Annotated in this window: 14 protein-coding genes; 6 read left to right on the plus strand and 8 right to left on the minus strand. The window is 55.6% G+C overall.

The window, feature by feature from the left end; genetic code table 11:
• Positions 1 to 44 precede the first annotated feature (44 nt).
• Genes FD38_RS06995 through FD38_RS07005 form a run of 3 tightly spaced genes read right to left on the minus strand, consistent with a single transcriptional unit; the run spans position 45 to position 4025 of the window.
• Positions 45 to 965, minus strand: coding sequence for a sce7725 family protein (locus tag FD38_RS06995; RefSeq protein ID WP_057732680.1), 921 nt, complete (start codon positions 963 to 965; stop codon positions 45 to 47).
• The gene (locus tag FD38_RS07000) at positions 962 to 1654 is read right to left on the minus strand and encodes a hypothetical protein (RefSeq protein WP_057732682.1); all 693 of its coding nucleotides are present in this window, start codon (positions 1652 to 1654) and stop codon (positions 962 to 964) included. Before FD38_RS07000 ends, FD38_RS06995 begins: the two co-directional genes overlap by 4 nt.
• The gene (locus FD38_RS07005) at positions 1644 to 4025 is read right to left on the minus strand and encodes an ATP-dependent DNA helicase (protein WP_057732684.1); all 2382 of its coding nucleotides are present in this window, start codon (positions 4023 to 4025) and stop codon (positions 1644 to 1646) included. The genes FD38_RS07000 and FD38_RS07005 overlap by 11 nt, the downstream gene beginning before the upstream one ends.
• 166 nt (positions 4026 to 4191) lie before the next feature.
• Between FD38_RS07005 and FD38_RS07010 the strand changes: the two genes are divergently transcribed.
• Positions 4192 to 4455: a hypothetical protein gene (locus FD38_RS07010; protein WP_057732686.1), complete on the plus strand. Its 264-nt coding sequence runs from the start codon at positions 4192 to 4194 to the stop codon at positions 4453 to 4455.
• Positions 4456 to 4514: 59 nt separating this feature from the next.
• Positions 4515 to 4721, plus strand: a complete 207-nt coding sequence (locus tag FD38_RS07015) for a hypothetical protein (RefSeq protein ID WP_057732688.1) — start codon at positions 4515 to 4517, stop codon at positions 4719 to 4721.
• Between the two features lie 60 nt (positions 4722 to 4781).
• Here FD38_RS07015 and FD38_RS07020 read toward each other — a convergent pair whose 3' ends face one another.
• Positions 4782 to 5132 (minus strand): hypothetical protein, encoded by a 351-nt coding sequence (locus FD38_RS07020; RefSeq protein WP_057732690.1) that lies wholly within the window; start codon positions 5130 to 5132, stop codon positions 4782 to 4784.
• Between the two features lie 349 nt (positions 5133 to 5481).
• On the opposite strand from FD38_RS07020, the gene FD38_RS07025 reads away from it, so the two are divergent.
• The 4 genes from FD38_RS07025 (at position 5482) to pstB (ending at position 9101) form a co-directional block, all read left to right on the plus strand.
• Positions 5482 to 6375 carry a phosphate ABC transporter substrate-binding protein PstS family protein gene (locus FD38_RS07025; protein ID WP_057732692.1) on the plus strand — a complete coding sequence of 298 codons (894 nt, stop codon included), beginning with the start codon at positions 5482 to 5484 and terminating at the stop codon, positions 6373 to 6375.
• A gap of 79 nt (positions 6376 to 6454) precedes the next feature.
• Positions 6455 to 7408, plus strand: coding sequence for a phosphate ABC transporter permease subunit PstC (pstC, locus tag FD38_RS07030; RefSeq protein ID WP_057732693.1), 954 nt, complete (start codon positions 6455 to 6457; stop codon positions 7406 to 7408).
• Entirely contained in the window at positions 7398 to 8285 is an 888-nt protein-coding gene (gene pstA, locus FD38_RS07035; RefSeq protein ID WP_057732695.1) for a phosphate ABC transporter permease PstA, read from the plus strand. Before pstC ends, pstA begins: the two co-directional genes overlap by 11 nt.
• A 12-nt stretch (positions 8286 to 8297) precedes the next feature.
• The gene (gene pstB, locus FD38_RS07040; RefSeq protein ID WP_057732698.1) at positions 8298 to 9101 is read left to right on the plus strand and encodes a phosphate ABC transporter ATP-binding protein PstB; all 804 of its coding nucleotides are present in this window, start codon (positions 8298 to 8300) and stop codon (positions 9099 to 9101) included.
• Positions 9102 to 9237: 136 nt separating this feature from the next.
• Here the strand turns inward: pstB and FD38_RS07045 are convergent, their stop codons facing one another.
• From FD38_RS07045 to FD38_RS07060, 4 genes are read right to left on the minus strand one after another with little or no spacing between them, the layout of a single operon-like run.
• Positions 9238 to 10308, minus strand: a complete 1071-nt coding sequence (locus tag FD38_RS07045) for an ABC transporter substrate-binding protein (protein WP_057732700.1) — start codon at positions 10306 to 10308, stop codon at positions 9238 to 9240.
• Positions 10305 to 11114 (minus strand): ABC transporter permease, encoded by an 810-nt coding sequence (locus tag FD38_RS07050; RefSeq protein WP_057732701.1) that lies wholly within the window; start codon positions 11112 to 11114, stop codon positions 10305 to 10307. Before FD38_RS07050 ends, FD38_RS07045 begins: the two co-directional genes overlap by 4 nt.
• Positions 11111 to 11920, minus strand: coding sequence for an ABC transporter permease (locus FD38_RS07055; protein ID WP_057732703.1), 810 nt, complete (start codon positions 11918 to 11920; stop codon positions 11111 to 11113). Before FD38_RS07055 ends, FD38_RS07050 begins: the two co-directional genes overlap by 4 nt.
• Positions 11907 to 13013, minus strand: a complete 1107-nt coding sequence (locus tag FD38_RS07060; protein WP_057732705.1) for an ABC transporter ATP-binding protein — start codon at positions 13011 to 13013, stop codon at positions 11907 to 11909. The genes FD38_RS07055 and FD38_RS07060 overlap by 14 nt, the downstream gene beginning before the upstream one ends.
• Between the last annotated feature and the right edge of the window lie 256 nt (positions 13014 to 13269).

The raw sequence follows: 13269 nt of genomic DNA on the forward strand, positions 1-13269 counted from the left end.
ACGAAAGGTCTCACGCTACGATTGCGTGAGACCTTTTTGGTGGGCTAATCCACCGGATAGTTTTGTCGGAGAAAGACCGCCATCAACTGTAAATGGTGCTCCAGACTCAAGCGTTTGACCACGCCCAAGCCCGGAAAATGGTGCTGGTCGTGGTAGGCGGCCAATTGTCGAGCCGCCGGGGTCTGCGTGGCCGCGGGTTGGTCGGGGAGCCAGGCCGCTAATTTGGCTACGGCCTGGAAGAATTTTTCCTTGGGGTGCTTATAGTCGTCGCGGTCGTCCGATACGAACCGGTGAATCCGGAGTTGGTCGCCGGCAAAGTAGGTCAGGTGAAGCGTCACGGCGCGGGCCGGATACCCGTGCTCGCTGTAGTGACCGCCGCCGATGGTGTAGTCACTAAAGCCCTGGTCGTGGGTCGCGGCAACGCGTTGCCAATCGTCACTGAAGAAGCCATCGGTTAGGTTGGCGTAGGTCTGTTCACGGTCGGGAAACCACGCGTGGTCGAACAGGCTGACGGTCGGCCGGGTTACCAGCTGCCGAATGCGGGCTTCGGGGGGGACCAGCAGATAGGTGGGCAAGTCAAGCCACCCGGCGGCCTGAGCGGCGACCAGTTCGTCGTATTGACGGGCGATTAGGAGGGTGCGGTGTCCCTTTTGCGGCGTCAGGGCTTCCGGTGTGGTGGTGGGCCCCAGAACGTGGCCCAAGATGAGGTTCGGGTTGTCTTGCCAAGGGGACCAATCGTGGAGCTTTTGTTGGGTCAACGCGTAGTCACTGACCGTGGGATTGGTCACGATGACCAGTGGTTGGTCGTGCTCGACGAAGGCGGCCACGGTTTGCGGGAGGGCCTTGATGTCGCGGACCGGTTCGATGATGGGGATGAGGTTAGGGGGCAAGATGTGTTGCTGGGCAATGGCTTTTAAGGCCTGTAGGTCGAATTGGCGCCCGCGAAAATACGGAAAGTAGATCATGAGTGCGACTCCTTTAGGCGTTGTTGGAGCTGATAGACCTCGAGGTTCAGCGCGTCGACCTCCGTTTGAAGCGCGGTCACGGCGGTCTCTTCGGTGTCGGCGACAAATTGGTCGTAGAAATTGTGGTCGGGATTGTAAACGTCGTAATGCTGATGGCGCTTCTTCAGTTCCTGGTAGAGTCGCTCGGTGCTGTACTGTTTCAGGCCGGTCGCCATTTGCTTGGCCTTGAATACCTCGCGGCCCTGCGAGGCAATGAAGCGGCTTTGCAGTTCGGTGGCGGGCACCTGGAGCTCCTGGTGCCGTGGCGGCCGGGCGACCGTCAAGTAGCCCGGGGTGACCGGGGGTTCGCTGGCCGTGGCCAGGAGTTTTGCGTCAAACGGGCGGTAGATCAAGACCCCGATACCGGCGGGAATCTCGCCTGCCACGGCCTGATAGAGCTTCAACGGTAACACGAAGTAGTTATAGTGGCCCACGAACGATAATTTAGCGCTGGAATGAAAATCACTCTTGGTGACCTTGAGTTCGTAGCAGCGCCATTCCACGGTATGGTCCGGGAGTTCTTGGTAGCTGAGGGTGTCGACGATGCCTTGGTCGTTTGGCATGGTCACCTCTTCGACCGCGGTGGCACCGGCCTCGCGGCAATAGTAATACAACGTTTGTTCCAGGGCTAACGTTAGTTTAGTTTTCATGCTGCGGGGCCTCCTGAGTCCAAAAGTGGGCGATGGCCGGTCCCAATTGTTCGGGCCGGTAGAGTCGTTGGTAATGTTGCCAGTGCTGCGGGTAAAGCTGGGTGTATCGGGACGTGGTGAAGCGCTGATCCATCAGTAAGATCACCCCGACGTCCTGGGCCCCCCGAATCAGGCGCCCGGCTGCCTGAAAGACGTTATTGAGACCGGGCAACTGGTAGGCGAAGGCGAAGCCGGGTTGCCCCTGCTGATCGAAGTAGTCGCGAATCAGGTCGTTTTCGGGACTGATACCCGGTAGACCGACGCTCACGACGCCTACACCAATCAGCCGGCCGCCTTTCAGGTCGATGCCTTCGGAGAAGATGCCGCCCAGAAGCGCGAAACCGACTAACGTCTGGTCCGGGTCGGCGGTGAAGGCGTCGAGAAAGGCTTGGCGCGCGGTCTCGGTCATCTGGGCCTCCTGGCTGATGGTGTGGACCTTGGGGTAGGCCATCTCGAAAGCCTGGCGCACGGTCAAGAGGTAGCTGTAAGAGGGCAGAAAAATCAGATAGTTGCCGGTACGACCGTCCACCAGCGTCTTGATCGCCAATAAAATATTGGCGAGGTTGGCCTGGCGTTGCTTGTAGGTGGTTTGGATGTAGTTGGTGATCAAAATTTGTTGGTGTTCCGGGGGAAAGGGCGATTCCAAGCGGTAAGCGAGACTATCGTCACCGCCCCCCAGCACGGTCTGGTAGTAGCTTAGCGGCGAGAGGGTCGCCGAGAACAGCACGGCCCCGTGACCTAGCGCCAGGCTGTCGGCTAGAAAGGCACTGGGGTCGAGGCAGAGTTGTTTGAGCGTGATGGCATCGTCTTCGAGGGTCAGGCGCATCCGGTAGGTGTCGTCGTAGTACTCGCCGATGCGCTGGTAGCTGATGGCCGTGAAGTAAAAGTCGAGAATCGCCTGAGTAAAGGGCGTTTGCGGTTGGTCGGCCAGCCAGTCGTGGATGGTTTCGATCAGGCGGCCCAGCTCGTGGTTAAAGGCCTCGGGCGGTGTCAAGAAGGTGGTATCGGTCTGTCCGCTCTGGCGGAGGGGGGCGGCAACGTCGGTGAAGGTGTCGCGCAGGTCGCGCAACCGGCGGCGGAGTTTACGGGAGGCCTGCGGGAGGTCCTCGCTTTGGTCTAACAGGCGGTCCAGGGGCCGGCTACTGATAGCCGCCGAGTACATGTCGCGGGACCGGTCAACCAGGTTGTGGGCTTCGTCGATCAGGAAGAAGTTGTCCGGGTCGGTGGTGGCGAAGAAGCGTTGCAGGTGAACCTGCGGGTCGAAGAGGTAGTTATAGTCGCCAATCACCACGTCACAAAAAAGACTGGCATCCAGTTGAAATTCAAACGGATCCAGGGTGTGTTTGCGCGCGTAGGTTTCGATCACGTCGCGGGTGAGTTGGTCGTGATGTTGAATTAAGTCGAGGAGTGCCGGCTTCAACCGATCATAGTAACCCAACATGAACGGGTTGTTTTCGGGCAACAGGTCGGCTTCTTCGGGGAACTGAATCTTGTCCTTGGCGGTCAGGGTGATGCTCTTGAGTTTTAGTCCCTGACCGGCCATCAGCGTGATGGCTTCTTCGGCCACGCGGCGGGTACTTTGCTTGGCGGTCAGGTAGAAGATGCGTTGAATCACGCCTTCGCCGATGGCCTTGATGGTGGGAAACAACGTTGAGATGGTCTTCCCGGTCCCGGTGGGGGCTTCGGCAAAGAGGCGTTTGCGACTGAGGACGGTTTTGTAGACGGCTACGGCTAGTTCGCGTTGACCGGGGTGGTACTGACCAAAGGGAAAGTCCAGCGCCTGAATCGTGGGGTCCCGGCGCTGCCGAAGATCGTCGCGGAAGGTCAACCAGGTCTCGTATTCGTCGATGACTTGTTGGAAAAAGGTTTTCGCGGTATCCCGGTCGATGGTCTGATCGGTCTGGGTGACCTGATCCGTGCTGGTCTGGTAGTAGGTCAACGTTAACGTCAAACTGGTCAGCGTTGGAAGTTTGCAGAATAACATGTGGGCGTACAGCTTGACCTGGGCCCAGTACAGGGTCAGGGTGTTGGCGCTTAGCTGGTCGAAATCCGTGTCCGACGTTTTGATTTCTTCGATTTTAGCCGTGGTGGCCTCGTCGGTCGTTAACGTGACCCCGTCGGCGCGGCCGTGGAGGAGGTAGTCGTGGCCCGCTAGCGTCAAGGGCAGGTCTAGATAGTATTCTTTTTGGTAGTCGGTCCCGCGTTGCTTTTGCAGGCGCCGGTGAATCTGGGCGCCCAGTAAGGCGGTATTTTGACTGTTCGACGTGGTGCCCAGGTCGCCGGTTCGTAAGGTGAACTCGACCAGGTCGCGGACCCCGAGTTTGATTGGCATGGTGACGTCCTCCGTTTCTGGGCCTAATCATACCATATTTTCTGAGTGGTTTGAACGCACGTTCGCGAGGCGGATTTCTGGGGGAGTCGGTTAATTGTGAAAAAATTATAAAAGAAACTTGGCATTCTTTATGTAATCGCTTACAATTAAAGCAGAGGTGATCAGAATGAAGACGATTGGACTTCCCTTATATGCAGAGATTCCGAATGTTGATGAGACGCCAGCCTTGCAGAAAATTTGCCAACACTATACCGGACACGCCACGATTCGGGTCCGGGACCTAGAAATCGATCCCCACGAACAACCCGAGGTGGCGCAACTGGGCCAGCACGGGGGTGAATTTATTCAGATCATTGCGGATGGTCCTGACGAAGGGTTACTGGCCGCCGCCATCCATCAGCAATTAGCCAAAGATAAGTATTGTTATTAACGCTGGCCCCTTGACGCGTTCCGTCGCTTTCGCTAAGCTCGAAAGTGGAGGCGATGGGGATGAACGAAAAACAAATTCAACGACTTTGTCAGGTCGTGGGACCCAAGTATGGGTTGAACCTGACCCACGAAGGGTTAGTCATCACCAGCGTGAACGGTGAGCCCACGAGCTTTGATGCCAGCCAGTACATGCCCGACCAGTTTATTGATTTTTTGACCAAGATTATCGGCACGAAAATGAAGGCTGATTTGTGGGACTGGCAATAGCCATTATTAATAGGAAAAAATAGCGATCCGCGATAAAATTTCGCGGATCGCTATTTTTAGTTAGGCTTCTTCCCAACGGTCAAAGTCTTGGGCGTGATTGCCCAGGTAGACGATGGCTTCTTGGGTCAGAGCAGCACTTTCTTGTTTCATAGCGTCGGTTTCCTTAACGGCGTTGACGTCTTCTTCGTCCCACAGAAAGCCGGTGGCGATTTCTTCGTACTTGGTGCGGCGGCCTATTCCGTTATCCTTGAACAACTCGTCCAGACCCGTTAAGTCGGGTTGCCCGGCCTTTGCCACTTGTTGCGCTAAATTGGGCTGCCGACCTAATTTAACGGCGGCATAGTCCATGAGAAAGTCGTTCATATCAACGATAATGTCGTGACGCGCTTTTTTTTCATTTTTCTTTGCCACTTCAGATCACCTCTTAGGTCAATTCTAGCCATTTTGGTGAAGAGACGCAATTGTTCTGGCGGGTTACGCGGGGTCACCGAAGCAAGCGGGGAACTATCCGACCGAATGGGGTGGTCCTGACTGGTCGCTTGGCCGCTAAATAGTTGCTTTGGTGGACCGCTAACCCTTGATATAAAAGGATTTATAGCAAGCCGCCCAACATTTACTCAAAATTTACACGATTGCGACAATTACTATATATTAGTCGCTTAGAATGGGTTTTGTAAGTTAAGGGGAGGCGTCACAGAGTTCGTTGCCTAACTTACGAAGTTGACGTATCGACTATATTAAAAGACATGGAGTGACAGGGATGAATAAAGGAACAAAGTTAGCAATGGGATTTGCCACAATTACCTTATTATTAGCAGGTTGTGGGAAAGCCACCAGTTCAACTAGCAGTAGCAAGTCTAGTAGTGCAGAACTTTCTGGTAAGGTAACCGCAGTGGGCTCGACGGCGCTACAACCCTTAGCAGCTAAGGCTGGCGCTAACTTTACGTCAAAGCACAGTAAGGTTAACTTGACGGTTCAAGGCGGCGGTTCGGGGACCGGGCTGAGCCAAGTTCAATCTGGTGCGGTTTCGCTTGGGGATTCTGATATCTTCGCCGAAGAAAAGAAGGGAATTGACGCTAGCAAGTTGACCGACCACAAGGTAGCCGTTGTCGGCATGGGTCCGGTCGTCAACAAGGACGCTGGCGTGAAGAACCTGAAGATGTCGCAATTGAAGCAAATCTTTACGGGTAAGATTACCAACTGGAAGATGGTCGGTGGTAAGGACCAAAAGATCGTGATCATCAACCGGGCCCAAGGTTCCGGTACCCGAGCAACCTTTGAAAATGCTGTTTTGAAGGGCGCAACGGCAGTGAAGTCCCAAGAACAAGACTCCAACGGTGCGGTTCAAAAGATCGTGGCCACGACGCCAGGGGCCGTGAGTTACTTAGCCTTCTCTTACTACACCAACAAGTTACAAGCCGTTTCGGTGGACAATGTCGCCCCAACGGACAACAACGTTGAAAACAACAAGTGGAAGATCTGGTCCTACGAACACATGTACACCAAGGGCACGCCTAACGCAACCACGGCTGCTTTCCTGAAGTACATGACGTCCAAGGACGTGCAAAACAGCTTAGTTAAGGATATGGGTTACATTAGCATTCATGATATGCAAGTGACGAAGGATGCTAAGGGCGTTGTGACGTCTAAGTAATCCGGATTTAAGGTGAATGTTTGGGTGAAGGTGCGCGGTTATGCGGCACCTTCACCTTTTTTAAGGGGGAAGTTAGCTCATGGAGCAAACAAGTTCAGGTTTCAAACAGGAAGACACCCAGCCGAAAGATTGGGCGCAACAGTTGCACCATGCCACTCGGGCTACTCGGGAGGACTGGTTCGGTCGGGGCATCAGCTACCTGTGTATTGGGGTAATCATCTTAGTGGTGGCCTCGATGCTGTGGTTCATTACCTCAAAAGGGATTGCGACGTTTACGCAAAACCACGTTAACATCGGGCAATTCTTGACCGGGACCAACTGGGCACCGGATCAAGGCAAAACGGGAGCGTTACCCATGATTGTCGGATCGTTTGCGGTGACCTTTGCCGCGGCCCTGGTGGCCACCCCGTTTGCGGTGGGGACGGCCATCTTCATGACCGAAATTGCCCCAAAGCGGGGGCGCAAGGTGCTACAACCCGTGATTGAACTACTGGTCGGAATTCCGTCCGTGGTCTACGGGTTCATCGGACTGGCCGTGGTGGTACCGTTCATGCGGCACCTGGTCGGTGGTTCCGGGTTCGGGATCATCTCGGCAACCTTCGTGCTGTTTGTGATGGTGTTACCTACGATCACCACGATGACGGTCGATAGCTTGCGGGCCGTCCCACGGTTCTACAAGGAAGCCTCACTGGCCTTGGGGGCGACGCGTTGGCAGACCGTTTCGCGGGTGATTCTTCGGGCGGCGACGCCAGGTATCTTGACCGCCATTATTTTCGGGATGGCCCGGGCTTTTGGGGAAGCCTTAGCCGTCCAAATGGTGATTGGGAACGCGGCCGTAATGCCGAAAAACTTGATTTCGCCGGCTTCGACGCTGACCAGTCAGCTGACGACGGGGATTGGGGACACGATTGATGGGACCTTGCCCAACAACGCCCTGTGGTCATTAGCTTTAATTCTGTTATTAATGTCATTGTTCTTTAACGCCTTAGTGCGGGTCATTGCCAAGAGGGGGCAACTTAGCCATGAACGCTAAACGGAAAGACTTATTGGCGACGATTATCATCGACGCCATCGTTGCAACGGTGGTCGGCATTTTGGTTTTCTTGCTGGCCTACATCCTGATTTCGGGGTTACCCCACGTGAGCTGGTCATTTCTGACCGGGTCCGCCGACTCCTTTAGTGGGGCCGGGGGCATTGGGGTCCAACTTTTCAATTCGTTTTATTTGTTGATTCTGACCATGCTGATCTCAATTCCCATTTCGCTGGGAGCCGGGATCTACTTGGCCGAATACGCCAAGGATAACTGGCGCACGCGGTTGATTCGTTCCGCCATCGAAGTCCTCAGTTCGCTACCTTCCGTGGTGGTCGGTCTGTTCGGCTTCCTGCTATTCGTGGTGAAGTTTAAGATTGGGTTCTCGGTGATTTCCGGGGCCATTGCCTTGACGTTCTTTAACCTGCCATTATTGACCAGAAACATCGAAGAGTCCCTGAGTGCGGTGCCCCGCAGTCAACGGGAAGCCGGGCTCTCGTTAGGCTTGTCGAAATGGAAAACGGAAATTGGCATTATTTTACCAGTCGCCTTACCTGGCATCGTCACCGGGGTCGTCTTAAGTGCCGGGCGGGTCTTCGGGGAAGCCGCCGCGCTGATTTACACCGCGGGTCAAAGTGCGCCCGTGACCAACTTTGCGGACTGGAACCCGATGGATGCGGCCAGTCCGTTGAACCCCCTGCGACCGGCCGAAACGCTGGCCGTGCACATCTGGAAAGTCAACACGGAAGGGCTGGCCTCGAATGCGGCGCAGCTTTCCGCGGCGGCTTCGGCGGTCTTGATTATTGCCGTGCTGTTGTTCAACCTGTTCGCCCGGGTCCTGGGGAATTACCTCTACCGGCGCGTTACGGCTAGCAAGTAAGGGGGCTCGCTCATGTTAAAAGATTATTCCTTTGACCAAACGGCCGTGCAGACGTTCGATGATCACGTCGCACTGGCCTTAAAAACCGAAGATCTACAAGTTTACTACGGCAGTAACCACGCCATGCACGATGCCAACCTGGCGTTTCCTAAGAACCAGATCACTGCGCTGATTGGGGCGTCGGGGTCCGGGAAATCGACCTATTTACGGTCGTTGAACCGGATGAACGACACCATCGCCACCGTGACTGGTAAGATCTGGTATCACGGGGTTGACATCAATCAGCCGGACGTCAACATTTACGAGATTCGGCGCCACATCGGCATGGTGTTCCAACGGCCGAATCCGTTCGCTAAGTCGATTCGCGAAAACATCATTTACGCGTTGCGGGCCACCGGCATCAAGGATAAAAAGGTGCTTAACCAACGCGTGGAACAAAGTCTCAAGGGGGCAGCGTTGTGGGACGAGGTCAAGGACACCCTGGATAAGAGTGCCTTGGCGCTATCCGGTGGGCAGCAACAACGGCTGTGCATCGCCCGGTCGATTGCCATGGAACCGGACGTCCTGTTACTGGACGAGCCCTGCAGTGCCCTGGACCCGATTTCCACGGTCAAGGTCGAAGAGACCTTACTGGAACTGCAGAAGAAATACACGATTATCATCGTGACGCACAACATGCAGCAGGCGGCTCGGATCAGTAGTCAGTGTGCCTTCTTCCATCTGGGCCACGTGATGGAATACGCCCCGACCGCTACCATGTTCAGCACGCCCAAGATTCAAGTCACCCAGGACTATGTGTCGGGTAGTTTTGGTTAAGTTAACGGTGGTTGGCGCATTAAACAAGAGTGCGCCAAATGTTCGGAGATGAAGAGCCTGAAACTTTTGTCCCAGATGCATTAAAGGCCCCCAGGCCGCAGGAGATTTCCTGCTGGTCCGGGGGCCTTTTTAGCGGTTAATGGTGCATCTTAAATTCTAAGTAGCGGTCGTTATACGTTTGGACCACGCGCGGTGCCAAATTACGGTAGACCTGCAAGTGGCGTAGTGTTTTGTCGTCCGGGTAGAATTGGCGGTCGTTGCGAACCCTGGCCGGCAGCAGGGCCTTAGCCTTGGCGTTCGGCGTCGCGTAACCGATGTACTCGGCGTTTTGCGCCGCATTTTGGGGGCGACTCATGAAGTTGAGAAAGGCGTAAATCGCTTGGTAGTGTTGGGCGGTCTTGGGAATCACCAGGTTGTCGAACCACAGGTTACTGCCCTCGCTGGGAACCACGTAATGCAAGTGCTTGTTTTGGGCGAGCATTTCGGCGGCTTCCCCGGACCAGTCCACCGCCACGGCGGCCTCGTCTTGGCTCATGTACATCTTGATCTCGTCGGCCACCACGGCCTTGACGTTAGGACTTAACTGGTCCAGCCGCTTGGTGGCGGCGAGGAGCGTCTGCGGGTTGGTGGTGTTCATCGAATGCCCCTGTTCGACCAGGGCCATCCCCAAGATATCGCGGGCTGAATCGATCAGCATCAGTTGGTCGCGGTACTTGGGTGACCAGAGTTGCGACCAGTGGGTCAACGTCCCGGGCTTGACGAACCGGTCGTTGTACACGATACCCAGCGTCCCCCAGAAGTAGGGGAGCGAGTACCGGTTTCCCCGGTCGAACGACTGGTTCAAAAAGCGCGAATCGTAGTTCTGCATCCCGGTCAACCGGCTGTGATCCAGGGGTTGAAGCAGGTGGGCGGCCTTGAGCTTGCTGACCATGTATTCGCTGGGCACTGCCAGGTCGTAATGGGTGCCGCCCTGCTTGAGCTTGGTGTACATGGCCTCGTTGCTGTCGAAGGTTTCGACGTTGACGTGGTAACCGGTCTCGGTTTGAAATTTTTTGAGCAGAGCCGGATCGAGATAGTCTCCCCAGTTATAGAGGTTCAGCACCTTACCACTGGCGGCGCCGCTGGATTTCTGGAGTTGGGTACTGGCGTAAGCTAATCCGCCACAGACCAGAAGCAGCAGGGCTACCAGACTAATCAAACGTTTCATTGGGGCACCTCCCGGTTATGCTGTTTACGTGCACGACGTTTGCGACTATTCTGCTGCAGCAGGTAGTAACCGCCGACCAGCAGCAGGGAGAACAGCAACATCACGCCGGACAACGCGTTGATTTCCAAGTTGATGCCTTGGCGGGCCCGCGAGTAGATTTCCACGGACAGGGTGGAGAAGCCGTTCCCGGTGACGAAGAAGGTCACGGCGAAGTCGTCTAACGAGTAGGTCAGGGCCATGAAGAAGCCAGCCAGGATTCCCGGCGTGATGAACGGCAGGATGATCTTGGTCAGTAGCTGGTGGGTGGTGGCGCCCAGGTCCTCGGCGGCACTCAGTAGGCTGGGAGACATTTCGCGTAACCGGGGTAGGACCATCAGCACCACGATGGGAATCTCAAAGGCGATGTGACTCAGTAATACCGAGCCAAAACCCAGGGGCATTTTCAGGGTGGTGAAGAAAATCAGAAAGCTGGCCCCGATGATGACGTCGGGGGACACCATCAAGATGTTGTTGAGGTTGAGCAACACGTCGCGGGTGACCCGTTTGGACGTTCGCTGAATGCTCAGAGCCCCCAGGGTACCAATGGCCGTGGCAATCAACGCCGAAAGTAAAGCCACCAGTAGGGTGTCGGCCACGATGGCCAGCATCCGCGGATCGGCGAATAGGTCGCGGTAGTGTTGCCAGGTGAAGCCGTGATAGTTGGTCATGGTGTCGCCCTGGCTAAAGGAATACACGATCAAGTAAATGATGGGCACGTAGAGGATGACGAAGACCAGAATCAGGTACAGCCGAGAAAGTTTTTTCATTTCGCCGCCCCCTTAGTGTGGTCGGTGGTTAGCTGCATCACGATGATCATGGCCACGATGAGGACCACGCCAATCGTCGAGCCCATTCCCCAGTTCATGGTGGTCAGGAAATGTTCCTCGATGGCGGTCCCCAAGGTGATCACCTTGTTGCCCCCAATCAGGCGGGTCAACATGAAGAGGGAGAGCGAGGGGATGAAAACGGCCTGGATACCGGCTTTGACGCCTGGTAACGTCAACGGAAAAATCACGTGACGGAAGGTCTGCCAGTGAGTGGCGCCCAGGTCGCGACTGGCGTTGACCAGGGCCGGGTTCAGGTCGTCGAGCGCGTTATAGATTGGCAGAATCATGAACGGAATCTGGATGTAGGTTGCCACAAAGATGAAGCTGGCGTTGGTGAATAGCAACTGGTGCGGCCCCACGCCGATGAAGCGCAGAAAGGTGTTGGCCAACCCGTCCTGACTAAAGAGACCAATGAACGCGTAGGCCTTCAATAAAATGTTGATCCAGGTCGGCAGAATCACCAGGAGTAACCAGAGTTGACGGTGCTTCAGCTGGTGTAGCACATAGGCGGTCGGGTAGCTGATCAGTCCGGTGAACAGGGTAATCAAGAACGCGTACCACACGGAGTTGAGCGTCATCTTGAGGTACACCCCGGATTGGAAATAGTCGGCGTAGTTGGCGAACGTGAATTGGTGGTCCAGGTTAAAGAAGGATTGGTAAACGATCAAGGCGACGGGCGCGATGACGAACAGGCCCAACCACAGGCCGTAAGGGACGAAGTAGCCCCAGAAATTACGCTTGGTCATGGTTTTCCGTCCCTTCGTAGGTTTCAAGGCGGGCGTCGAACTCGGCTTCCTTCTCGTGCAGCCGCATCACGTGCAGGTCGTCGGCCTGGAAGGTCAGGCCGACCCGCGCGCCGTCTTGGGCGGGGCGGACCGAGTGAATCAGCCAGTCGTGGCCGCGGTCGTCGGTAGCACTGATTTCGTAATAGTCCCCCCGGAAGAGTTGGGTGTCGATGGTCACGCGTAACTTGGCGTGGGCCAGGTCGGTTAAGGTGAGGTCCTCGGGCCGCAAGACGATTTCGATGGGTTCGTGGTCGGGGATCCCGGCGTCGACACAGTCGAATTCGTGACCGTCGAAGCTGACCCGATAGTCGGCGACCATCTTACCGGGTAAAATGTTACTTTCCCCGATAAAGTCGGCGACAAAGTGGTTGATCGGTTCGTCGTAGATGTCGACGGGCGAGCCACTTTGCAGGACTTCACCGTGGTTCATCACGAAGATCTCGTCGCTCATAGCGAGGGCCTCTTCTTGATCGTGGGTCACGAATAAAAAGGTGATGCCCAGGCGTTGCTGCAGGTCGCGTAACTCGTATTGCATGGCCCGCCGTAGCTTGGCGTCGAGTGCCGAAAGGGGTTCGTCGAGGAGCAGTACCTGGGGTTGCATCACGATGGCCCGGGCGATGGCGATGCGCTGTTGTTGGCCCCCAGATAACGCGGTGATGTCGCGGGACCCGAAGTCGCTGAGTTGGACCATTTTAAGGGCTTGGGCGACCCGGTCGGCGATTTCGTCGGCGGGGAGCTTTTTTAAGGTCAGTCCGAAGGCCACGTTTTCGGCCACGGTCATGTTGGGAAACAGTGCATAGTCTTGGAAGACCGTGTTGACGTTGCGGCGGTTGGCCGGCAAGTCGTTGATCCGTTTGCCGGCGAATAAGACGTCCCCGGACGTGACCTGGTTGAAGCCCCCGATGGTACGTAAAATGGTGGTTTTACCGCACCCGGAAGGTCCCAGTAACGTGTAGAACTGACCCGATTCGAGGGTCAGGTTGATGTTTTTTAAAATCGTTTGCGCCCCGTACTTTTGGGTGACGTGGCGGAGTTCAATAATGGGTTGGCTCATTTAAGCAACCTCCTTTGAAAGGTCCGCTACCGGTGAGGTTAATCCCGGTGGCTCACCTGATTATAGCGGGTTTGGTCCTAAATGAAAATACGCAAATGGGCAAAGCGTCAATTTCTGAAAAATTCTGAAAAGGGAGCTGCGGTTCACCCAGACGTGTAACCTGAGCCAAGGGGTTGGGGCCTAGGTGTCCGTAAGCATGGGCGTGTGCGGGTCACCTGACGACTGGCAACTGAGATGTGAGGTTTGCGAGCCGTTA

Origin of the sequence: Levilactobacillus zymae DSM 19395 (assembly GCF_001434115.1) — a bacterium.
Classification (GTDB): Bacteria; Bacillota; Bacilli; order Lactobacillales; family Lactobacillaceae; genus Levilactobacillus; species Levilactobacillus zymae.